The organism is Vibrio sp. S11_S32, assembly GCF_014694465.1.
In the GTDB taxonomy this organism is placed as follows: domain Bacteria; phylum Pseudomonadota; class Gammaproteobacteria; order Enterobacterales; family Vibrionaceae; genus Vibrio; species Vibrio algicola.
In genome coordinates, this window is sequence record NZ_JAAUWS010000034.1 from 1 (window position 1) to 22,798 (window position 22,798).

General features: G+C 42.6%; 23 protein-coding genes. 8 read left to right on the forward strand and 15 right to left on the reverse strand.

Annotated features, from left to right (window positions below; translation table 11 throughout):
- Nucleotides 1–188 precede the first annotated feature (188 nt).
- From HC723_RS12915 to HC723_RS12925, 3 genes are all read left to right on the forward strand, one after another.
- Nucleotides 189–1,772 carry a BCCT family transporter gene (locus HC723_RS12915; RefSeq protein WP_190339387.1) on the forward strand — a complete coding sequence of 528 codons (1,584 nt, stop codon included), beginning with the start codon at nucleotides 189–191 and terminating at the stop codon, nucleotides 1,770–1,772.
- Between the two features lie 208 nt (nucleotides 1,773–1,980).
- Nucleotides 1,981–2,595: a LysE family translocator gene (locus HC723_RS12920; protein ID WP_153448388.1), complete on the forward strand. Its 615-nt coding sequence runs from the start codon at nucleotides 1,981–1,983 to the stop codon at nucleotides 2,593–2,595.
- Nucleotides 2,596–2,635: 40 nt separating this feature from the next.
- Entirely contained in the window at nucleotides 2,636–3,031 is a 396-nt protein-coding gene (locus HC723_RS12925) for a DUF2391 family protein (RefSeq protein WP_153448389.1), read from the forward strand.
- Between the two features lie 124 nt (nucleotides 3,032–3,155).
- Here the strand turns inward: HC723_RS12925 and HC723_RS12930 are convergent, their stop codons facing one another.
- Both HC723_RS12930 and HC723_RS12935 read right to left on the reverse strand, forming a co-directional pair.
- Nucleotides 3,156–3,965, reverse strand: a complete 810-nt coding sequence (locus tag HC723_RS12930) for a DUF2057 family protein (protein ID WP_153448390.1) — start codon at nucleotides 3,963–3,965, stop codon at nucleotides 3,156–3,158.
- A gap of 88 nt (nucleotides 3,966–4,053) precedes the next feature.
- The gene (locus tag HC723_RS12935; protein WP_153448391.1) at nucleotides 4,054–4,371 is read right to left on the reverse strand and encodes a DUF496 family protein; all 318 of its coding nucleotides are present in this window, start codon (nucleotides 4,369–4,371) and stop codon (nucleotides 4,054–4,056) included.
- A 503-nt stretch (nucleotides 4,372–4,874) separates the two neighbouring features.
- Between HC723_RS12935 and HC723_RS12940 the strand changes: the two genes are divergently transcribed.
- Nucleotides 4,875–5,534: a YceH family protein gene (locus HC723_RS12940; RefSeq protein ID WP_153448392.1), complete on the forward strand. Its 660-nt coding sequence runs from the start codon at nucleotides 4,875–4,877 to the stop codon at nucleotides 5,532–5,534.
- Nucleotides 5,534–5,821: a GIY-YIG nuclease family protein gene (locus HC723_RS12945; protein ID WP_274601944.1), complete on the forward strand. Its 288-nt coding sequence runs from the start codon at nucleotides 5,534–5,536 to the stop codon at nucleotides 5,819–5,821. Before HC723_RS12940 ends, HC723_RS12945 begins: the two co-directional genes overlap by 1 nt.
- 43 nt (nucleotides 5,822–5,864) lie before the next feature.
- Here the strand turns inward: HC723_RS12945 and HC723_RS12950 are convergent, their stop codons facing one another.
- The 13 genes from HC723_RS12950 to napF all read right to left on the reverse strand — a co-directional run bounded on the left by HC723_RS12950 (nucleotide 5,865) and on the right by napF (nucleotide 19,648).
- Entirely contained in the window at nucleotides 5,865–7,103 is a 1,239-nt protein-coding gene (locus tag HC723_RS12950; RefSeq protein ID WP_153448393.1) for an MFS transporter, read from the reverse strand.
- Nucleotides 7,104–7,349: 246 nt separating this feature from the next.
- Nucleotides 7,350–8,102: a LytR/AlgR family response regulator transcription factor gene (locus HC723_RS12955; RefSeq protein ID WP_153448394.1), complete on the reverse strand. Its 753-nt coding sequence runs from the start codon at nucleotides 8,100–8,102 to the stop codon at nucleotides 7,350–7,352.
- Nucleotides 8,103–8,133: 31 nt separating this feature from the next.
- A complete protein-coding gene (locus HC723_RS12960) occupies nucleotides 8,134–9,822 on the reverse strand; it encodes a LytS/YhcK type 5TM receptor domain-containing protein (RefSeq protein WP_342365734.1) in 1,689 nt (562 codons plus the stop codon).
- Nucleotides 9,823–9,895: 73 nt separating this feature from the next.
- Nucleotides 9,896–10,639, reverse strand: a complete 744-nt coding sequence (gene cobA / locus HC723_RS12965; RefSeq protein WP_153448396.1) for a uroporphyrinogen-III C-methyltransferase — start codon at nucleotides 10,637–10,639, stop codon at nucleotides 9,896–9,898.
- Between the two features lie 156 nt (nucleotides 10,640–10,795).
- Complete coding sequence (gene nirC, locus HC723_RS12970; protein ID WP_190339388.1) at nucleotides 10,796–11,611, reverse strand: nitrite transporter NirC; 816 nt, start codon at nucleotides 11,609–11,611, stop codon at nucleotides 10,796–10,798.
- 170 nt (nucleotides 11,612–11,781) lie between these two features.
- On the reverse strand, nucleotides 11,782–12,132 hold the full coding sequence (gene nirD / locus HC723_RS12975; RefSeq protein ID WP_190339389.1) for a nitrite reductase small subunit NirD: 351 nt from the start codon (nucleotides 12,130–12,132) through the stop codon (nucleotides 11,782–11,784).
- Complete coding sequence (nirB, locus tag HC723_RS12980; protein ID WP_190339390.1) at nucleotides 12,132–14,723, reverse strand: nitrite reductase large subunit NirB; 2,592 nt, start codon at nucleotides 14,721–14,723, stop codon at nucleotides 12,132–12,134. Before nirB ends, nirD begins: the two co-directional genes overlap by 1 nt.
- Nucleotides 14,724–14,936: 213 nt before the next feature.
- Nucleotides 14,937–15,074 carry a TIGR02808 family protein gene (locus tag HC723_RS12985; protein WP_153448400.1) on the reverse strand — a complete coding sequence of 46 codons (138 nt, stop codon included), beginning with the start codon at nucleotides 15,072–15,074 and terminating at the stop codon, nucleotides 14,937–14,939.
- Nucleotides 15,075–15,120: 46 nt separating this feature from the next.
- A complete protein-coding gene (locus HC723_RS12990) occupies nucleotides 15,121–15,696 on the reverse strand; it encodes a NapC/NirT family cytochrome c (protein ID WP_153448401.1) in 576 nt (191 codons plus the stop codon).
- A gap of 62 nt (nucleotides 15,697–15,758) precedes the next feature.
- Nucleotides 15,759–16,241, reverse strand: coding sequence for a nitrate reductase cytochrome c-type subunit (locus HC723_RS12995; protein WP_153448402.1), 483 nt, complete (start codon nucleotides 16,239–16,241; stop codon nucleotides 15,759–15,761).
- Between the two features lie 38 nt (nucleotides 16,242–16,279).
- Nucleotides 16,280–18,772 (reverse strand): periplasmic nitrate reductase subunit alpha, encoded by a 2,493-nt coding sequence (gene napA / locus HC723_RS13000; RefSeq protein ID WP_153448403.1) that lies wholly within the window; start codon nucleotides 18,770–18,772, stop codon nucleotides 16,280–16,282.
- Nucleotides 18,773–18,851: 79 nt separating this feature from the next.
- Nucleotides 18,852–19,145, reverse strand: a complete 294-nt coding sequence (locus tag HC723_RS13005) for a chaperone NapD (protein ID WP_190339391.1) — start codon at nucleotides 19,143–19,145, stop codon at nucleotides 18,852–18,854.
- Nucleotides 19,146–19,162: 17 nt separating this feature from the next.
- Entirely contained in the window at nucleotides 19,163–19,648 is a 486-nt protein-coding gene (gene napF / locus HC723_RS13010; RefSeq protein WP_225874348.1) for a ferredoxin-type protein NapF, read from the reverse strand.
- A 292-nt stretch (nucleotides 19,649–19,940) separates the two neighbouring features.
- On the opposite strand from napF, the gene narQ reads away from it, so the two are divergent.
- The 3 genes from narQ (at nucleotide 19,941) to HC723_RS13025 (ending at nucleotide 22,687) form a co-directional block, all read left to right on the forward strand.
- Nucleotides 19,941–21,692 carry a nitrate/nitrite two-component system sensor histidine kinase NarQ gene (gene narQ, locus HC723_RS13015; protein WP_342365735.1) on the forward strand — a complete coding sequence of 584 codons (1,752 nt, stop codon included), beginning with the start codon at nucleotides 19,941–19,943 and terminating at the stop codon, nucleotides 21,690–21,692.
- Nucleotides 21,679–22,302 (forward strand): response regulator, encoded by a 624-nt coding sequence (locus tag HC723_RS13020; protein ID WP_153448405.1) that lies wholly within the window; start codon nucleotides 21,679–21,681, stop codon nucleotides 22,300–22,302. Before narQ ends, HC723_RS13020 begins: the two co-directional genes overlap by 14 nt.
- A gap of 217 nt (nucleotides 22,303–22,519) precedes the next feature.
- The gene (locus tag HC723_RS13025; protein ID WP_153448406.1) at nucleotides 22,520–22,687 is read left to right on the forward strand and encodes a hypothetical protein; all 168 of its coding nucleotides are present in this window, start codon (nucleotides 22,520–22,522) and stop codon (nucleotides 22,685–22,687) included.
- Nucleotides 22,688–22,798: the final 111 nt, after the last annotated feature.

The window sequence follows — 22,798 nt, forward strand, 5'->3', positions numbered from 1 at the left end:
GGCCTCTCAGCATGGTCAGTTGTGTCCGAAATCGTCACAGCCGTGACGAATCGACAGCCCTACCCAAACGTATTCGGTTTTTAACGTTCACCAGCCCTGTCAATAGGGTGCTGGTGAACGCTTACGTTTATTCATTGTTTGCCATAAAGAGTGGTAATGAAAAGCAGACAGAGAAAACTGGAGTCAGAATGCCTGATTTAACCAACTCCCTAAATACCTCTTCTCAACTGCAACATTCCCAACGACAAGAAACCGATTGCGCCGCTGATAAACTGGGCTTAAATAATCCGACCTTATGGTATAGCGGCGGTTTTATCGCGATGTTCGTGGTATTGGCTTTATTTGACGGCAAAATGTTATCAAGCATAGTCAATGCTGGCTTTGCTTGGTCGGTCAAAGTCTTTGGCCCTTATTGGCAGGTGTTACTTCTGCTGACTTTTTTAATTGGCATCGCATTAGCCGTAGGGCGCACCGGTCGGGTAGTGTTAGGCGGGATTGATACGCCAGAGATGGATAATTTTCGCTGGATGGCGATCCTCTTTTGTACCTTACTGGCGGGTGGTGGCGTTTTTTGGGCTGCGGCTGAGCCGATTGCACACTTTGTCAGTGCGCCTCCTATTTTTGAAGCGACAAAAAATGTGCAGCAACAAGCGGTGAATGCGCTTTCTCAATCGTTTATGCATTGGGGGTTTTTAGCGTGGGCAATCGTAGGCAGTTTAACCACCATTGTGGTGATGCACCTGCATTATGATAAAGGCTTACCACTCAAACCAAGAATTTTGCTTTATCCAGTATTAGGTGAGCGCGCGCTGAAAGGGCACACCGGCGCCTTGATTGATGCGTGTTGTATCATTGCGGTTGCGGCCGGAACCATAGGGCCAATTGGCTTTCTTGGCCTGCAAATCAGTTATGCGCTCAATGTATTGTTTAACATCCCAGATGGTTTTACCACTCAATTGATTATTGTGCTCTTTACCATCGTGCTTTATACCCTTTCGGCGTTAAGTGGTTTAAATCGCGGCATGCAAATGCTCAGTCGTTATAATGTGATTTTAGCGGTTGGCTTAATGCTGTATATCTTAATTTTCGGCCCAACCAGCTTTATTTTTAACACTTATATTCAAGGTGTTGGCAGTATGGTTGATAACTTTATCCCGATGGCAACCTATCGTGGGGATGAAAGTTGGCTTGGCGGTTGGACTGTTTTCTTTTGGGGGTGGTTCTTAGGCTATGGACCTATGATGGCGATCTTTATCGCGCGTATTTCTCGTGGTCGTTCGATTCGTGAGTTAATTTGCACCATCAGTATTGTTGCGCCTTTAGTGACTTGTTTTTGGTTCACCATTATTGGCGGCAGTGGTTTAGCGTTTGAAATTGCCAACCCAGGAAGTGTCAGCGATGCATTTGCAGGCTTTAATTTGCCTGGTGCGCTGCTGGCAGTGACCCAACAGTTTCCAATGCCGACTTTAATTTCGATTTTGTTTTTAATACTCACCACCATTTTTATCGTCACGACCGGTGATTCGATGACTTATACCATTAGTGTGGTGGTTAGCGGGGAGACAGAACAGAACGGGATCATCCGTACCTTCTGGGGTGTGATGATGGGGGTTACGGCGTTGGTTTTGATTTCACTAGGCGAGGGTGGGATTTCGGCGTTGCAATCCTTTATCGTGATCACGGCTGTACCGGTATCATTGATATTGTTACCTTCGCTTTGGAATGCACCACAAATAGCAATCAAAATGGCGAAAGAGCAAGGCTTTGATTAATAGGTTAATAGATTCATCACTTGTTAGGCTTTAATGAGTTAGGGGCAGTTTATGCCCCTTATTTATGTGTTGGACTATGATGGCAAAAAATTATCAACCCGATGAGATTTTAACCTGATATTTTAGTATCTTATTGTCTTATCACGGTTAACCTTGACAGAGATTCATGTTGAGCGTGAGTGGTTGGATATTTTTATTAAGGCTTGTTATGACGCTCTCTATTTGGTTTTCATTAGTGTTGATTTGTTTGCTGGGAGCTATGTCTCCGGGGCCGAGTTTGGCTATGGTGGCTAAGCATAGTTTGGCGGGTGGACGTGCAAATGGATTGGCAACCGCTTGGGCGCACGCTTTTGGTATTGGTCTGTATGCGTTATTCACTATTCTAGGTTTAGCGGTTTTATTGCATCAATTTCCCAGTGTTTTTAAACTGATCACTTATGCTGGCGCGCTTTATTTAGCGTGGTTAGGTTGGAATGCGATTCAATCGAAAGGCGGTATTGCCGAGCGGTTGGAGTCGGGCAAAACCTGTTCAGTCTATCAATCCGCCAAAGAAGGTTTCTTGATCTCGATTTTAAGCCCTAAAATCGCGATATTTTTCACCGCATTATTTAGTCAATTTGTGGCAGTCAGTGCAGAAACCAGCAGTAAGGCTATTATTGTATTAACCCCATTTTTTATTGATGCTCTTTGGTATACCTTGATCACCTTTATGCTTTCGAGCCAAGCATTGTTGGGCACTTTAAGACGTAAAGCACATTGGATTGATCGTGTTTCTGGTGTGGTGTTAATCTTATTAGCGCTGCGAGTGGTGTGGATGGTTTGATTTTAGGTGAGCTAAAAATTGCAGCCAAAGGAGTGGAGTAATGGAGATCAACTTTAACTGGGAAGATGCTAGCCAAGTTATTATTGGGGCATTTACGTTGGCAGTTCCGATCTCATTTTCTGAGGAAGCATGGGATCTCAGCCGCACGCTACCAATGCTCAATATTGGTATGCTATTTGGCACTTCAATCGTAATCCTAGCTTTTTTTGCCTATCAAAGTGTGTTCCAAAGTGACGTCCAACACCGTATGTTTGCCTTTGTATTTCGGATCGTTTTTACTTATTTTCTTACTCTATGTGTCGTCGCATTAGTGTTGTTTTCACTCAATAAATTGCCATTAGATGCAGAACCATTATTGGCACTTAAACGATTGATTATTATTGCAATGCCAGCTTCAATGGGCGCAATAGTCGTGGACAGTTTTGATAAAGAGTGAATAAGGGTAAATCACGCGAAAGGATAAAAATAGGATAGAAAGGAAAAGGGAGCGGTTGATAAATGAGCCGCTCCCTTTTTTTGGTTGAAATTGAGCATCGTTAAATGCTCAATGTCGACATGGGTTATTTGGTCGATAATGCGCTGTTAACGATCGACGACATAAAACGTTGCTGAGTGGCAGAGTCTGATTTATTAAACCAAAAATGCAGCATTTCTTCTTCGGTATTTTGGTAGGCTGCTTTAGTCGCCGGTTTTGTTTTGGCGAATGCTTGGCTCATCACTGAAGAGGTAAAGCGTTGCTGAGTGGCGGTATCTGCTTTATCAAACCACTGATGCAACATCTCCTCTTCGGTATTTTGATATTGGACAGCGGTGGTCGTTGTAGCGGCTACAGGAGCAGAAGCTGCAACAGGAGCTGTGGCAGCGACTGCTGTGATGGCCGCAACGCCACCCTTCTTATTGTATGCGACAGATTCTACTTCATATTTACGACCAAGTTGGACGCCATTCTTGAGCAGTTTGTCTTGTGCAACTTTAACTTCATTACCATTTTGGTCAACTAATTTCCATGTTGGATTTTTATCAAAATCACGAGCTTGATCGGCGCTACGGTATTTCGGCATCACCAGTTCTAGTTGGCTATCGGTGGCATCAAATTTAGTGATAATAGCATCAGTAGTTACATTTACTTGGTCATTACCTTCTTGAAATACAGGTTGGTAACGGAACACAATTTGGTTCACACCATCGGGCAAGGTGACGCTTTTTTCACTAGCAAACAAACCACCATTGATGTCTGGATCCGCGCTATTGGTTGCCAACATATCGACATTACTTGGAAACTTAATAGTCACATCGGCTGCAGCGGTAGCACTAAAGCAGAGTAGGGCAGCAAGAGCAGCCGGCGTTAAGACAGAGCGAGTAATTGACATGTTGGTATCCTTTTCGTCAATGAAGATAATAGATGAACAGCAATAGAAAAGGGCTCTAACTGAGAAGAGCCCTTTGATTTTCTTCTTTTTATTTTTTTGCGTTATTTTGTTGCTTGTCCGCTTCTGTTAGTTCGCGGATTTTACGGCTGATATCACGACGCTGTTTTGAAATTTCTGCACCAGTGATGATGTGGTCATCAACACGATCTTCATAATCGGCTTTCATGTTCTTGATGATGGCAATGATTTCTTCTTGAGACATTTCTACGTGAATATAATCCATAAGGTTGTCTAGCAGATCAACACGCTTACGGTTATCACGGATTTTTTTCTCGTTATCCAGAATTTCACGTTTCAGTTTATTTTTACGACGAGCTTGGTTTACGATTTCAAATACGTTAGCCATGGTTTCTTCCTAATTAAAAAGTTAAAAATAAAATCCTATTTATCAAATTAAACCATATCCCTATCTCGCATAACAGCGCTAAGATCAAAATAAACGAGGATTGTGACGCTTCTTGTTTATCCTCGTCTACTTTTTAACCACTCAAAGCTTAAATGACAAAGGGTGAACTAAAGTCATTGAAATGAAGTCGAAAATAATATGATATAGACATCAGTCGTTTAGGCTTCAATCGACTTACCTCGATTAAAAGGCTTTTATCTCGAACAACATTTAATCACGAAAGATCAATAGCCCTAGTATGATGGATGAAAATGACAAAAATAAGATAGATAAATCAATCTATCGTTTTCGAAAAGCTTACCAAGAGGCCAGATATTGGTCGGATAAACTAAAATTAGAGCTGAACCGCAAACAGATCATGGTGGTCAGCAATAATGGACATAAAATCTCACGCTTGTGTCGTTGGGATCATTGAGGCCATAGGGTCAATCAGAGGAAAAAAAATGAATATTGAATTATCGGCAGTAGAAGCGCGTGTGATAGGTTGTTTGATTGAAAAAGAAGTCACAACCCCAGATTATTACCCACTGACACTCAATAGTTTAACCACCGCATGCAATCAAAAAAGTAATCGTGAGCCGGTTATGGCGCTTACAGAAGCAGAAGTGATGGATGCTACAACTGCATTGATTGCGCGTCATTTAATGACCGATGAAAGCAGCTTTAATAGCCGCGTCTCTAAGTTTCGTCATCGTTTTTGTAATACTGAATTTGGCTCGCTGCAATTTAGCGATCAACAACGTGCGATTGCCTGTTGTTTATTATTACGTGGTGCACAAAGCCCAGGGGAAATCCGCACGCGTACCAATCGTTTGTGTGAATTTACCGATGTGAAAGAAGTGGAAGCAGTTCTAGATCAAATGGCCGCTAACCCAGAAGGGGCGGTGGTGGTGAAGTTACCTCGTGAAGCCGGTAAACGTGATTCACGTTATATGCACTTATTTAGTGGTGAGATTGATATTGCGGCATTAGAAGCGGCTGCGCCTGTGCAAAGAGTTGCGGTGAGCTCATCTCAATATGAACAACGTATTGCTCAGCTTGAAGGTGAGGTGGTGCAATTAAAAGCGGATATGGCCGAACTAAAAGCGTTAATCGTTGATTAATGCACAGCTCTGACATGACTGATGTGACGGTTACCCCACACAAACAATGGCATGTGTACTTGATAAGGACGCGTGCCAATAGTTTATATTGCGGTATTACCAATGATTTAGCCCGTCGATTTGCGCAGCATCAATTAGGTAAAGGCGCGAAATATTTACGCGGTAAAGGCCCATTAGAACTGGTGTGGTCACAATCGGTTGATGATAAAAGCGCGGCGCTGAAAGAAGAAATAAGAATTAAAAAGCTGTCGAAGGCTTATAAGGAAAGGTTGGTGTTAGAAGGATAAATTTGGTGGCGTTAATCACACGCCACCGAATATAAAGTCGAAATTATGCTGCTGTCATTAATTGATCTTGAGATTGGTTTTGAACCGGTGCTTTTACCGTGATACATAACACTAATGATACGACTAATAGCATCAACATTACGCCAAATACCGCGCTAAATCCGCCAAATAGTGAAGCAATGATTGAGCCAATTAAGCTGCCGATACCAAACCCTAAGTAGATAACGCCATAGTTCTGAGTTAAGTTGTTCAAACCAAAGAAATCGCTGACTAATGATGGGAACACAGTAATGGTTCCGCCAAAACTAAAGGCCACACAAGCCACTGCAAAGTAGAAGCTCATTTCATTGAGTGACATAAAACGCAGTGCCAATACCCCAGCAAGACAAACAATAACTGCAATCGAAACCACTTTAATACGAGATATTTTGTCGGATAAAATACCAAGGACTAAACGACCACTTAAGTTTGCGATTGCAATAATTGCTACCGCACTCGCTGCTGCAGCAACTGAGAGATGTACATAACTTTCACCGATATCTTTCGCTACACCAATAACATATAAACCAGACATACAAATGGTTAAGAAAATAATAGACAATACCCAAAATTGTTTGGTTTTTACTGCATCATTCAAAGTCATATCTTTTGATGTATTTTGGCTTTGTTGTTGCGTCTCCACCTGTGGTGCATCGGTCATCATCAATGCGCCGATGATCACCATAGTTGTGACTAATGCTCCCCACACTTCAAACGTCATATTTAGGTTGTCGTTAGTTAGGAAGTATAAATTGATGTATTTGAATCCTAAACTGCCAAGGCCATAAGCACCAATAGCATAAGCAGAAGCTAAGCCCTTACGCTCAGGGAAGAACTTCACACAATTGGAAAGTGTCATTAAATAGCCTGTACCATCGGCAAAGCCTAACAATAAGCCCGCGGTTAAATACAATGCCCATAAATGTGTTACGTGAGAGATGGCCATTAACGTCGCACCCATTAACAATGCCGCGCCAATGGTCACTTTACGCACTCCAAATTTAGCTTGTAGTTTACTTGATAGTGATGATGCAACCGCAAGTGATAAGCTTAAAATGCCGAAAGAAAATGCCACTTGGCTGACAGGTTGATCTAATTGCTTGGCAAGAGGGGCATTAAATAAGCTCCAAGTATAAACCGAACCTAATGCAAATTGAGTCAGGATAGTACCAAGTAAGGTCCATAAGCGAACATTGCTTTGGTTAGAGGTTTTAGCCTCGGTATTGGTGGTTGAAATAGCCATAGTTTAGCTCCAAATTTAACTTAAATCATAGGGTCAAAGCCCGTCTCTAAGGTCTAAGTTACAAGCATTATTCAGTAATACAATGGAGGGCGAATGATATAAAATGAACTGCATTTGTATGGCGTGAAATGCAATATAAGCGCATCAAATGCAATTTGGCCGAGTGATGATTTGTCAATAATGGAGAATGGGAGCGGTTATCAGGATTGGATATTCAATTAAGTGGAAGTTTCAAACTCACTCAGTTTATAGCCCCATTAGAATTCGGAATTCCTTCACATTACCACGACTGACCGGCACTTCTTTAGCAGCATGGGCTAACGTTAATAAATAGGTGCTATTCACGCTTGGCTTTATTTGTTTGATTTGCTGCAAATTGATGCAATATGAGCGATGACAGCGATAGAATTGCGCTTCTGGCAGGCGACTAATGAGCTCGCTGATCGGGTACTGAGCCACTAACTCTTGTCCTTGAGTCGTATAAACTTGAGTGATTTTTTCATTTGCCCATGCATAAACAATATCTTGCTTATCGATGATACAGATTTTGCTGCCATCTTGCAGCGGCAGGTGATTTTGTCCGTCGGCAGGATGAGACTTGGCATTCGAACTCGTTGGCTGAGCAATCGGCTGTGGATTGACGATAGCTTCTAACTTCTCAAGCGCACGGAGCATGCGCTGCTCATTTAAAGGTTTAAGCAAGTAATCCAGCGCTTCAATTTCAAACGCATCGGCGGCATGTTCTTTATACGCGGTGGTAAAAATAATATGCGGCGGTGACGGCATTTGGTGAAGGTTCTTTGCCAGCATCACGCCATCAATCGAGGGAATATTAATATCTAAAAATACCACATCCACTTGTGCGCTCTGCAAATATTTAAACGCTTCAAGTCCATCATTAAAATCGGCTTTAATCTCGATTTTACTGTGCTTATTAATTAAATAGGTTAACTCTTCACGCGCCAGATATTCATCTTCAACAATTATTGCAGTGGTCATTTGTTTAGCCTTTTGTATTCTGTGATCTGGATTATGAGAGTGTAATGTCAAAACTGACTTGGGTGTAAACACGCCCATTCTCTAACGTGATTCGCTCAATATTCAAACCATGTCCATATAATAAATACACCCGCTGGTGGACATTGATTAAGCCGATTTTATGCTTTTCCATTTTATTGGTTTTGAGTTTATCGATAAGGTCCGAGTTAATGCCTGAACCGGTATCGAGTACTGAGACTCGAATAAACTCAGCATGCTGTTTGACCGATATAATGACTTCACCGTTTTCTCGCGACGGTTGGATCCCATGTTGAATCGCGTTCTCGACTAAAGGTTGGATCAATAAGCATGGGATTTTGGTATGAACGGCATCAATATCGAAACTGACGGTCAGTTTGTCGCCAAAGCGCGCTTGCTCAATCGCCACATAGTCTCGCACTTGTTGCAGTTCATGTTGCACATCAATTAAGTCATCATCGCGTTCCAAATTATAGCGTAAAAAATCGGCTAAATTAGCGATAAGACTACGGGCTTTATCGGGTTGGATGCGGATCAAAGTTGAAATAGCATTTAGCGCATTAAATAAAAAATGTGGATTGATCTTATGTTGCAGCGCAGAAAATTCAGCCTTTTGCACCATGACATTGGCTTGTTGCACTCTCGATGCCACCAATTGGGTAGAAATCAATTGTGATAAACCTTTCGACATTTCTTGCAGAGCTTGGCCGATTTTATTTTCTTGAGTATAAAAAATTTTAAGTGTTCCCGTCACGTCAGTCCCTTCAAATAACGGCATGATCAATACCGATTGAAAGCGCCCCGTTTGTAGTTTGTTGTGTACCGTTTGCTGGCGCTTGGCGATGGAACGTTGGGTTAATTCACTAATACGTTTATCGGTGACGAGATAACTTTCGTTGTTAAGGTAATCCTCGACGCCGATGCCAGTATAGGCCAAGACATCTTGAGTATTAGTCATTGATACTGCATCGGCAGCGGTTTCTTTACAGATTATCTCACACAGTTTTTGTAAGCTTTGGGGATCATTTTTATGGACATAAGGCAAAGTTTGGTTGGCAATATCAAGTGCGATTTTTGCTTGCTGTGCTGCCGCTTGTTCTTTTTCATCATCGATATCTTGTACTCGTTTGATGATCAAGCCTATACAGGTTGACCCTAAAATCATCGGAAGAGCGATATTGGAAACAATACTCAGCGCCAGCTCTTTTTCTTTGGCTAACATCACGATTAAGAACATGGTTAAACATTCACAAAAAATACCGGCGCCAATGCCATAGCACATGTAATCTTTTTTCTCGGTATGTTTGTGGACCACGGTACTTAACACACCCGCTAGAATACTGGTGATCAAACAGGGGATAGAGGTAGGGCCATCAATATCAATTAAATAACGATGAATACCAGACAATATACCGGCCGGTAGTCCAACCCAAGGGCCAAATAGAATACCACCAGAAACGATGGCAATAATTCGAACGTTGATGAGGGAGCCTTCAACTTCCACTCCGGTATAAGTACTGAAGATCGCAAAGAAGATAAACAGCAGGGAGATCAATGCTACTTCAAAGGTTTTACGCTCAGAAGCTTGTTTGTTCATAATGTTTTTGAATAACTTCGCTTGGGTCAATAAAAACAAAGCGGTGAGCATTAAGGCGGCGCGCTCAAGCACCTCAAATAACATTAAAAATTGGCTGTGGTACACGAAAATTTCCAGAAGCAGTAAAGGCGATAAATAAGCATAACACCGATTGGCGTAAGTTTAGTGTATATCGCCTTTATTTAAACCAGCTTAATTTTTTATGCAAACGGGTAACGCTACCGACAATGATCAGTGATGGGCTGATCGCTTGATTAGCAATATCTTCTAGATCACAAAGTTGAGCGGTTAATACTCGCTGTTGTGAGGTGGTGCCACGCTCGATAATCGCGCAAGGAGTATCACTGGCTAAACCGTGAGCGATAAGGTTTGTTTTGATCACCGGTGCTTGTTTGAGTCCCATGTAAAACACTAAGGTGTGATTATTATGCGCTAGGCTTTGCCATTCAATGTCGCGGCCTTCTTTTTTCAAATGTCCGGCAATAAATTGCACACTTTGGGCGTGATCACGATGGGTTAAAGGAATGCCCGCATAAGCGCTGCAACCGGATGCGGCAGTGATCCCCGGCACCACTTCAAAACCAATATTATGCTCGACTAAGGTTTCAAGCTCTTCACCACCACGGCCAAAAATAAAGGTATCCCCGCCTTTTAAGCGCACCACATGTTTACCTTCTAATGCCTTATCAACCAATATCTGGTTAATTTGATCTTGCGGTACACAATGTTGACTCAGCTTTTTGCCGACAAACAATAACTCAGCATCAGGGTTAACCAGCGCCATGATTTCATCGGAGACTAAACGATCGTACACCACTACATCGGCAGCTTGAATTAAGCGATAGGCTTTGAGGGTGAGTAGTTCGGGATCACCTGGGCCTGCGCCTACTAAGGAAACGAAAGGAGAATGAGATGCTGTCATGTGAGATACCTTTAAAATAAGGTGGACATAGGGAATATGGCGAGTATTTTGGACCCGAGACCCGAGACCCGAGACCCGAGACCCGAGACCCGAGACCCGAGACCCGAGACCCGAGACCCGAGACCCGAGACCCGAGACCCGAGTTTTCGACTAATATTATGCTTTTGCTTTTACCGCCGCGACTTCTACATCTTTCTCAAACACTGGACGTTCATTTTTTGGGGTGGCAAACCAGTAACCAAAGCCCATAAATATTGCACCAGACACGATGTTACCAAGCGATACCCAAAGTAGGTTATGACCAATACCCGCAAGTGTAAAGGCATCAGAGTGATTGCCAAAGTAAGACAAAGCAAAGATAGTCATGTTGGCAATCGAGTGCTCAAAACCTGCGCCGATGAAGGCCAATAGACACCACCAAATCGCGATGAATTTGCCTGTGCCTTCAACACGTTGACACATCCAGATGGCTAAACAAACCAGCCAGTTACACAAAATGCCTTTAAAGAATAAGACACTTGCAGGGGCCATCGTTTTGCCTAGTGCCGCGGCGTGTAAAAAGCTTTTTGGATCAGGTAGAAGGCTACCACCTCCCGCGAGGAAGAAGAGGTAAGCGACAAAGACTGAACCAATTAAATTGCCCATCCAAGTTTGTGGCAGTACGCGTAAATTGTCTTTCCAACTAATTTGACCTGTGATCGCGCCAAAGGCTAAAAACATCGTATGACCGGTAAATAATTCCGAGCCGGCAATGATCACTAAGGTTAAGGCTATACCAAAGGTTGCGCCCATGACTAAAGGACGAATAGAAGGGTCAACAAGGCCGCCAAAAGTGAAGATTAAAATGATGCCGATACCGACATAAGCGCCCGCCATAGCAGAGCTAATCCAAAAGCCAAGTGGGTTGCTATCGGCAAGTTTTACGATTCGCTCAGCATTGTTCGAGCATTTTTTTATGGTATCTGTGTACATGGTTATTTCCTAGTGCAAGTTTAAATATTAATAGCGACTCGATTCTGGCTCTAAAAAAGAAAGAAAATCGAGTCGCTATGGATATTGAAACTAGAAAGCAGTCATTCCGTACCAGCTTTGTTTAAGCTTAAGTACGGAATAATGTATTGAGGATCAAGTGTATATTTAGCCTACGCTTTTACTTCTATCTGGCTGCCATTTACACGGATTTCATACGTTGCGACATTCATCGCGTCGTTTTCCATGCAAATCCCAGTTTCTAGGTTGAAGCGTTGTTTTTTCAGTGGACTCGCCACCCAAAGCTCACCATCATGCTCACAAATCAAACCGCGTGATAACACATTTGATTGCGCAAACGGGTCCATATTATTAATCGCAAATAATTGCTCATCAAAACGTGGACGGAAGATAGCTACTTGCTGACCATTAACCAAAGCACACACACCGGTTTTTGGGGTAATGTCACTCAGCTGACATACGCTGATCCAGCTTGATTTTTTTGCTTTTTGTTGATCTGTCATTACGCTTCCTCCGTGGTGTTTTTAAGATCAGTATGCAAAATGTCGCCTTTAAGATGCGGGTACTTTTCGGTGAATGTTGCAGGGCGATGTTGCTCACGCTCAGCCACATAAGACACGTTATCATCACGCTCATCACTGTTGATGAAGTGATCAAAACGTTTTAATTGCGCGTCATCGTTAAGCGTTTCTTGCCATTCACAACGGTAATCATCGACTAGGACTTGGATGTCTTTTTCTAATTGCGCATTAATACCAAGCGTGTCGTCAATCACCACTTTGCGTAGGTAATCCACACCGCCTTCTAGGTTTTCTAACCAAGTGGCGGTACGTTGCAATTTATCGGCGGTACGAATGTAGAACATCAAGTAACGGTCGATGTATTTGATCAGAGTATCTTGATCCAGATCCGACGCTAATAAGTCACCATGACGAGGGATAGTACCGCCATTACCGCCGACATACATGTTCCAACCACTGTCGGTGGCAATCACGCCTAAATCTTTACCTTGAGCTTCTGAACACTCACGAGTACAGCCCGACACACCAAACTTCATCTTATGCGGTGAGCGAATGCCTTTGTAGCGATGCTCTAGTAGTGCGCCTAAACTGCTGCTGTCTTGCACGCCGTAACGACACCAAGTTTGACCTAAACAGGTTTTCACCATACGCAGAGATTTACCATAAGCTTGACCAGTTTCGTAACCTGCCGCGATAAGCTTGCTCCACACTTGTGGAAGGTCATTTTTCTGTACGCCAAATAAACCGATACGTTGCGCGCCAGTGACCTTGGTGTATAAGTTGTATTCTTGCGCCACTTGCGCCAATACGATTAACGCTTGTGGTGTCACTTCGCCGCCCGCCATTCGAGGAATAACCGAGTAAGTGCCGTCTTTTTGAATGTTACCTAAGAAGCTATCGTTGGTTTCTTGCAGGCCAACGTGCTGAGGTTTTAAAATATGATCACCCCAACAAGACGCCAAGATAGAGCCCACGGTTGGTTTACACACTTCACAGCCATAACCGTGTCCGTGTTTTTCCAGTAATTGATCAAATGAACGAATGCCTTCGATGCGGCATAAATGGAATAGCTCTTGGCGCGAGTATTCAAAGTGCTCACAGATATCGTTTTTGACTTCGATACCGGCTTTGGCTAATTCAGCGTTCAATACTTGAGTGACCATAGGCACACAGCCGCCACAACCGGTACCGGCTTTGGTGACCATTTTGATATCACCAATCGTGGTATGACCCTCGGCAACTGCGGCAGCAATTTGACCTTTAGTGACATCAAAACATGAACAAATCACCGCTGTGTCGGGTAGGGCATCAGCGCCCATAGTCGGTTTTTCGCCGCCAGCGTGGGCTGGTAGGATCAAGGCATCGGGGTGCTCGGGCAGATCCATATCATTTAAGTGCAATTGCAATAAGTTGCCGTAATCAGACGTATCACCAACTAACACTGCGCCTAATAGCTTCATACCATCTTCAGACACGATTAAACGCTTGTACACGCCTTCGTCATCATTTTGATAAACAAAGCTTTTACAGTTAGGTGTGCGGCCATTTGCATCGCCAATGCTGCCCACTTTTACACCGAGTAATTTCAGCTTGGCACTCATATCGGCGCCGGTAAATTCGCTGTCGGTTTTACCAAGAAGTTGATCAACCACCACTTGCGCCATTTTATAACCAGGGGCGACTAAACCAAAGAAGGCACCGTTCCAAGATGCACATTCACCAATTGCGTAAATGTCAGGATCTGAGGTTTGGCAGTTGTCGTTAATCGCAATACCGCCGCGAGGACCAATCTCTAATTCAGCCTGACGAGAGAGGCGATCTTGTGGGCGGATACCCGCAGAAAATACGATGAAATCCACTTCAAGCTCAGTGCCATCGGCAAACTTCATGGTGTTACGTGCGCTTTCGCCTTGTGGCAGTATTTCTAAGGTGTTTTTGCTGGTATGAACTTGCACGCCCATACGCTCAATTTTACTGCGCAGTTGTAAGCCACCTTGCAGATCAAGTTGCTCGGCCATTAACACTGGCGCAAATTCGATCACATGGGTTTCAACTCCGAGCGCTTTTAAAGCCCCTGCGGCTTCAAGGCCCAGTAAGCCACCACCGATAACCACACCGCTCTTACTTTTTTTGGCTGTCGCTTCAATGGCTTTTAAATCTTCGATAGTACGGTAAACAAAACAGTCTTTGCTTTCGTTGCCTTTGATCGGCGGTACAAATGGGTAAGAGCCGGTTGCCATAACAAGTTTGTCGTATTGGATTTCACGACCAGAGCTTGAATAGACGGTTTTATTTTCACGGCTGATGTTAATCGCACGTTCACCAATCAGCACTTTGATATTGTGCTTTTGGTAGAAGCCTTCTTTAACAAGAGACAGTTCATCGGCTGTGTGATGGGAGAAATAAGACGATAAGTGAACGCGGTCATAGGCAACGCGTGGCTCTTCACAAAATGCGGTGATCTCAAATTTGTTTAGATCGCCTTTTTCAACCAGGTCTTCGATAAAGCGGTGACCCACCATACCATTACCAATGATGACTACTTTGGTTTTGTTTGCACTTACTTCGGTCATAAATCTGCCCAATTAGAAATGAAATTGTACTTATAATGAGGATTTTGTGATCTAGAGTCATGACTTAAATCAAATTGGCAAAAAAACTATCCGAAAGGGGTAGTGGGACTAGGAGGAAGGTAATGCTGTGTGGCAGGGCTAAAAACACAAAGCCCCTTTCACTTTGCAATGAAAAGGGCTTTATTTTTTATAGGTATATTTGTTTTATTTCGCTTAATCGAGTTGCTTATCTTTGGTTACTGATAAGATTGCGATACAAATAACAGCCACCGCAACAAACCCACCTAAGATAATGGTTGGCATCGCCGCGTAGCCTAAGACATGCCAGATAACGTATTCTAAAGTACTCATTCGTTTTCCTTTTCCTTTTCCTTTTCTTTACTCAGGGCTTAGGGGCTTATTGCCAACCTGCCACATCTTTCATGTCAGGCAGTTTATGTGCAATACCTTTGTGACAATCTACACAAGTTTTATCGCCATCAGCCAGTGCCGTTGAGTGTTGCTTCACGGCGCGTGGGCCTTGCTCTGAAAAGTCCATATAGTTGAACTGGTGACAGTTACGACACTCTTGAGAATCATTGTCTTTCATACGTTGCCATTCACGATGTGCTAGATGGCTACGACGTGCTTTGAATTTTTCTTCAGTATTAATGGTGCCCATCATCGCGCCATATAATTCTTTAGAAGCTTGCACTTTACGCACAATTTTGTCAGTCCAATTATGAGGGACATGACAGTCAGAACAAATAGCACGCACACCCGAACGGTTAGAGTAGTGAATGGTTTCACGGATCTCTTTTACGATAGGAGCATGACAGCCAGAACAAAATTCTTCGGTGCTAGTGGCTTCTAAACCGGTATTAAATGCACCCCAGAATAATAGACCACCCATAAAGCCCATAAACAGAATCACCCCTGCCGCGGCCTTACTTGGTGTGGATAAACGCTTCCAGAAATTTTTAAGGATTTTCATAATACTCTCTCTTATCGCTTAACTGGAGTAACAGCATCGTTGCTCCAGTTAAGCTCAGCGTTTTATTTTAACGAATCAACACGTTGGAATTCGTTCTCAACCAAAGGTTTCGCATCGGCTTGTGGTACGTGACACTGCAAGCAGAAGTAACGACGAGGTGACACATCAGACAATACAGCGTCTTGACGGTTCACGTAGTGAGTGACACTGATTTTAGTCGCGCCCATTTCTTTGGCGTTTTTCCAACTGTGACAAGCTAAACATTTGTTGGCGTTTAAAGAAACTTCGTAGTTGCGAATGGTATGTGGGATCAATGGTGGTTGATACACGTAATCGCTGTCTACTTGGTGATCTTTAGGGAAACGCTTGAACTCATCAGCTGGACGAGTTGACTCAATTTCACTTGCGCCACGCAATGACTCTAAACCGCCAATACCACCAGGGTTAGTGGCGACCGGCGTGATTTGATCGCTTGCGTCTTCTGCTTGTACGGCACCGATGATCAGCATTGATGCTGCTACGAATGCCAGAATGATCTTTTTCATAATCTTCTCCGATTTCTTTGATTTATAATGCTAGGTACTTAAACGCTGGCCACTTTGGTGATCTTCACAGGACACTTTTTGTAATCTGTCTGTTTAGATAGCGGATCAGTGGCATCCAAAATCAATTTATTGACTAGGACGCGAGCATCAAAGAAAGGTACGAATACTAAGCCCTTCGGCGGACGATTTCGACCACGAGTTTCAATACGAGTGCGAATTTCACCACGAGGAGATTGAATTAATACTTCATCGCCACGGCGTAAATTACGGCTCTCTGCGTCATCTGGATGAATATAACAATGCGCATCTGGCATCGCTTTATACAACTCAGGTACACGACGCGTCATAGTACCAGTATGCCAATGCTCAAGCACACGACCACTACATAACCATAGGTCGTATTCTTTATTTGGCACTTCTGGTGGCGCTTCATAAGGCGCAGAGATGATCAGTGCTTTACCATCTGGTTTACCATAGAAGTCACGTTCAGCACGTTTTGCATACGGGTCATATTCTGGGTTAAAGCGCCATAAGGTTTCTTTGCCATCCACAACTGGCCAACGCAGACCACGAACGGTATGGTACACATCGTATGGGGCTAAATCATGACCGTGTCCACGACCAAACTCTGCGTATTCTTCAAATAGACCTTTTTGAACGTAGTAACCTGCGGCTTTTGCATCATCGTTTAGCTCTTGAGCTTCCGATAATGGGAACTTATCAACATTGCCGTTACGGAATAAAATATCGTACATGGTTTTGCCGCGAAGCTCTGGCGCTTTTGCCATTAGCTCTTCGTCCCACACTTCTTCAATTTTGAAGCGTTTAGCAAATTCCATGATCTGCCAAAGGTCAGATTTTGCGCCTTCAACTGGAGAGACTTGCTGATACCAAGCTTGAGTACGACGCTCTGCGTTACCGTATGCGCCTTCTTTTTCTACCCACATTGCGGTTGGTAGCACTAAGTCAGCCGCTTGAGCGGTAACCGTTGGGTATGGGTCAGAGCAAACGATGAAGTTACGTGGATCACGGTAGCCCGGTAAACGCTCAGTATTGATGTTTGGACCGGCTTGCATGTTGTTATTACACATGATCCAGTAGGCGTTTAGCTTGCCATCTTTTAACATGCGATCTTGTTGTACAGCATGGTAACCAGGTTTTGGCGGAATGGTGCCTTCCGGTAGTTTCCAGATTTTCTCTGCAATCTTACGGTGCTTAGGATTCGCAACCACCATGTCGGCAGGCAGACGGTGTGAGAAGGTACCCACTTCACGTGCAGTACCACAAGCCGATGGTTGACCGGTTAATGAGAACGGGCTGTTGCCTGGTTCTGAAATTTTACCGGTTAATAAGTGCAAGTTGTAAACGAGGCTTTGCATCCAAACGCCACGAGTATGTTGGTTCATACCCATAGTCCACAGTGACATCACTTTGGTTTTTGGATCGGCGTATTGTTTTGCCATTGCGACTAAATCTTCAGGTAGGACACCCGACATTTCAGCGGTTTTTTCTAGAGTATAAGGTGCAACCGAGGCTTTATATTCTTCAAATGAGATATCCGACATTGCACCTGAGTTTGGATTTTTAGCTTTTTCTTGCAGCGGATCATCATCACGCAGACCATAACCGATATCTGTCACGGCTTGTTTGAAGTGAGTGTGCTTTTTAACGAAATCCCAGTTTACGGCATCGTTTTGAATGATGTAGTTTGCAATGAAGTTCGCAATCGCTAAATCAGATTGTGGATGGAAAACCATGCCACTGTCGGCCAGCTCAAAGCTGCGATGGTAGTAAGTCGAAAGGACGTTCACTTTAACATGTGGGTGGCTTAAACGGCGGTCAGTGATACGAGTCCAAAGAACAGGGTGCATTTCAGCCATGTTTGAACCCCAAAGCACGAAAGAATCAGCGTGTTCGAAGTCATCATAACAACCCATAGGTTCATCAATACCAAAGGTACGCATAAAGCCAACAACAGCAGAAGCCATGCAGTGACGAGCGTTCGGATCAATGTTGTTTGAACGGAAGCCAGCTTTCATCAATTTAGAGGCTGCGTAACCTTCCATTACAGTCCATTGACCAGATCCAAACATACCGACGCTGGTAGGGCCTTTTTCTTTAATAGCCGCTTTAAATTTATCGGCCATCACATCAAACGCTTTGTCCCAAGAGACAGGGGCGAAATCACCATTTTTATCAAATTTACCGTCGGTCATACGCAGCAATGGCGTATTTAAACGATCTTTACCGTACATGATTTTTGATAAGAAGTAGCCTTTGATACAGTTTAGGCCTTTATTTACTGGTGCTTCAGGGTCGCCTTGTGTTGCCACAACACGGCCATTTTGAGTACCGATTAGTACCGAGCAACCTGTACCACAAAAACGACATGGGGCTTTATCCCATTTAATCGCCGTTTCATCAGAGCTTACAATCAGGTTAGTAGCGGAGGCCGAAAGGCTGATCCCAGCTACTGCCGCGGCTGATGCGGCTGCGTTTGCTTTTACAAACGCACGTCTTGTCATTTTCATACATTACCCTCAGATTTGAATCCAGTCATATCGTAATTCATTATAGTTTTGGTATTTTTATTTTGCTGCCAGCACGGATTTATTCAGCGTTGACAAATGGTGTCTCTTTTATTTCATCGTCATCAAGATCAGTTTCGATTTGATGAAAAACTAATGCCACACTCAGTACATGGTCGAGATTGTTAATCACATCGATAGTATCGGTGATATACCCTTGGTTTTGAGTCTCAACCACTACTACTAACTTTCCTTCTTCGCTTTCACCGTAGATTTCTACCCCATCTAAAGAGGTAATTTTGGCTTTTATTTTCTCTAGGTATTTCGGTACAACATGAACCACTAAGCTCGAGATGTGCACTTCATTTAGCGCCATAAATCCATTCTCTTTATTTAAGTTAATTTAATCTGTATTGCGTTGGTAGGACAAACCGAAACACACGCACCACAACCGGTACAATCATCAGTAATAATATTGGGTTGTGCGACAGTCCCTACCGCTAATTTAAACCGAATAGCTTGAGTGTCACACATATCACCGCAACTTCGGCATTCAACATTTTGTTTTGCAATACAACTATCATTAATGATGGCTTTTGCAGTCCATACAGGCTCTTCTTGAGCATAGAACAAAGATTCAGGACACGCCTGCGCGCACTGATAGCAAAAGATACATTCGCCTTTTTGAAAGTTGATGGTTGGAAAACCACCATCCCCAGGTTGGATAATATGTTCAGGACAGCTTGGAATACATTTGGCACATTGAGTGCAGAGATCAGTAAATTGTGCTTGTTTGGCCCAAGGCAGGTGAGGATATTCGGAATTTTGACGGCGAGTAAATAACTGGCGTCTTGATGTATTGATTGATTGGTTTGTCACGCTATCACCTCCGTCCATGTTGGGTGTAAAATTACAAGCAGAAAACACAAAGTACCATTAAAATTGGCATATAGTCTAAGCTTATTATGTGTTTGTAAAGTGTAGTTTTTATAGGGCATTCATAAATACCCATTAAGGGGTAAACAAGGGGGGAACTTGTTTAAGATCAATTTATCAAGCGTATTAAGTTCACACTTTTTTGAATCATCCAGTAACATGAGTGCAGTATTGATACTCTAGCGTCAAAATAACTAGAAAAATCGTCTTAAATAACAAGTGATAAGGTTATCTCGTGAGCTTGAATTTGACCCAGTATGGGGAGAAAGAATTAACCAGACCAATAGCAAGAAGTATTGCTAAGGGATTGTTTTATATTTTGTTTTTGGCAGTGCTGACTACAAGCACAGCCTTACTTACTTTATCGTATAGCTTACGTGATGCTGAGATTGTGAACGTGGCGGGATCGCTGCGGATGCAAAGCTACCGTTTGGCGTATGACCTAACAACCGATTCTTCGCAACTCAATCAACATATTGAGTTATTTGATCAATCTTTGCATTCATCAGCCATGAAATCATTACATGGGTTTCTGGTACCAGTTGATATCCAACAACAATATGTTTTTATCGATCAACGTTGGATCCAATTAAAACAATTATTGGTCTCGCCAGGCAGAGATCGCTATTTGGGGCAAGTACAAAGTTTAGTCAAAGAAATTGATCATTTTGTGTATGCATTACAAGAATTTTCAGAAGCGAAATTGAAATTACTCGCTTGGGTTGGCGGTATTTGCTTAGGGTTAATTTTATTGATCACCATTAGCATCGTAAGATTCGTGCGTAAAAAAGTGGTGAAGCCATTAGCCCAACTGGTGGAAGCAAGTCAACAAATTAAGCACAAAAATTTTTCAATTGAATTAGAAATGAATAATGAAACTGAACTCGATGTATTGGCCGCCAGTTATAAAAATATGGCTAATGAGCTAGAAAATCTTTATCAAGGCTTAGAATCTGCGGTAGATAAAAAAACCCACCAACTGCAACAGGCCAATGAGTCATTACAAATTTTGTATGATTGCTCTGAAGCACTTTCAAGTTCACGTTTATCGATCAGTGACTTCCAAACGATTTTAGATTCTTTTGATCGTGTGCCCGGCATGGTGGGAAGCCAGTTGTGGATCGATGAAAAGGGTGGAGGTCATACTAAGCTAGAGGCGGGTGGCAATAGTAGTACCATTTGGAATTCCTATCCATTAGAAATTAATGGTATGCATTTAGGACAATTAAGATGGCAGCACCAGACACCAGACGCTGAAAAAGTATTAATGGAAAATATTGGACGAATTTTTGCTAGAGCTTTATTTTTTGAGCATAGTCAGAAGCAAACCGAGCAGCTTATCTTAATGGAAGAGCGTGCCACCATCGCCAGAGAATTGCATGATTCACTCGCACAATCATTGTCGTATTTAAAGATCCAAACCACCTTATTACGCCGTAATTTGGATCAAGACTTTTGTCAGCAACGTTGTGTTTTATCAACTGAAATAGTACAAGAAGTCGATGTGGTATTATCGCAAGCTTACACTCAGTTAAGAGAGCTATTGAGCACTTTTAGATTAAATATTAAAGAAGCGGATTTCGGCGAAGCGCTGAATGAAATGTTAGTTCCGTTAGAAGCGCAAAGTGATGCGCTGCTGGTGATTGATAACCAACTGCTTTCGATTGAACTAGATGCGCAGCAACAAGTTCATTTATTGCAATTTATTCGTGAGGCGGTGCTAAATGCGATCAAACATGCACAGTGTGATGAAATTATTGTATATTGTGGTGTTGAAAACGGTCAAATTACCGTCAGTATCAATGACGATGGAGTTGGGTTTGATCCCACTCAACCAAAGCCAAACCATTACGGCTTATCCATAATGCAAGAAAGGGCTTCAAGGTTATCGGCACAATGTGAGTTTAATAGTCAGATCGGCTCAGGTTGTGAGGTTAAGTTAAGCATGAATTTAGAATCGAAGGGAAATGAGAATGTCAGTGTGTAAAATAATGTTGGTTGATGATCATCCACTTATGCGCCGCGGAATTGGACAGTTACTGGGTCTAGAAGACTGTTTTGAAGTGATAGCAGAAGCCAGTAATGGAGTGGAAGCGATAGCACTGGCTCATCAACATCAGCCTGATATGATTTTATTGGATTTGAACATGAAAGGCATGTCAGGATTAGATACACTTAAAGCGATGCGTAAAGAGGGTATTGATAGCCAAATCATCATTTTAACCGTATCCGATAACCCTGCCGATATTGATACCTTGATTAAAGCACAAGCTGACGGATACCTGCTTAAAGATACCGAACCAGATGAACTTATCCGTTTATTACAACAAGCACAAGAAGGAAATAAAGTTTACAGTGATTTGGTGCAATCACACTTGATCAACCGTGATAATCAAGAGAATTTACTCGATCAGTTAACCGATCGTGAAACTCAAATTCTACAGGAAGTTGCCAAAGGTTTTCGCAATAAGCAAATTGCTGAACATCTATTTATTTCGGAATCGACCGTAAAAGTACATATGAAAAGTCTGCTTAAAAAATTACAAGTATCCTCACGTACAGCGGCAACGGTATTATACCTTGAAGCATATAAGTGAATGATATGTTATACATTTTCAGTGTTGATATTTGTATGATAAATGCTAGTGTGTGTAAGTAATACTATGAATAGAATGATTTTATTGGCAAAATTGACGTTAACTTAACGAGAAAATCTTTGTGGCAAGTAAAATCATTATGACTTTTTACAAAGCTAATAGATCGCATCAAGATGAGCTTGATACGATCTATTAGCTTTTTTCGTGATGGATAATTATGTTATACAAAGAAAAAACGTTAAAATGTAAGAGTATCGTGATTGCGTTTATCTTCACCTTATTGGTAGTGATTATGCTCACAATGAGTGCATTTACTAACTTAAAGTCACGTATTAATGATGTGATTTTGCCAAGTGTTGTTATGGATCTAGGCTTTGTTGCGTAATTCAAATTTAGAGGTGACAACACTAGAATGGTATTATTTCAATCAATTCGGTAAGTTTTAGGCATACCTAGCCCTGTTAGTTTATTTAAAGCTTTGATCATTGCGTAAGCT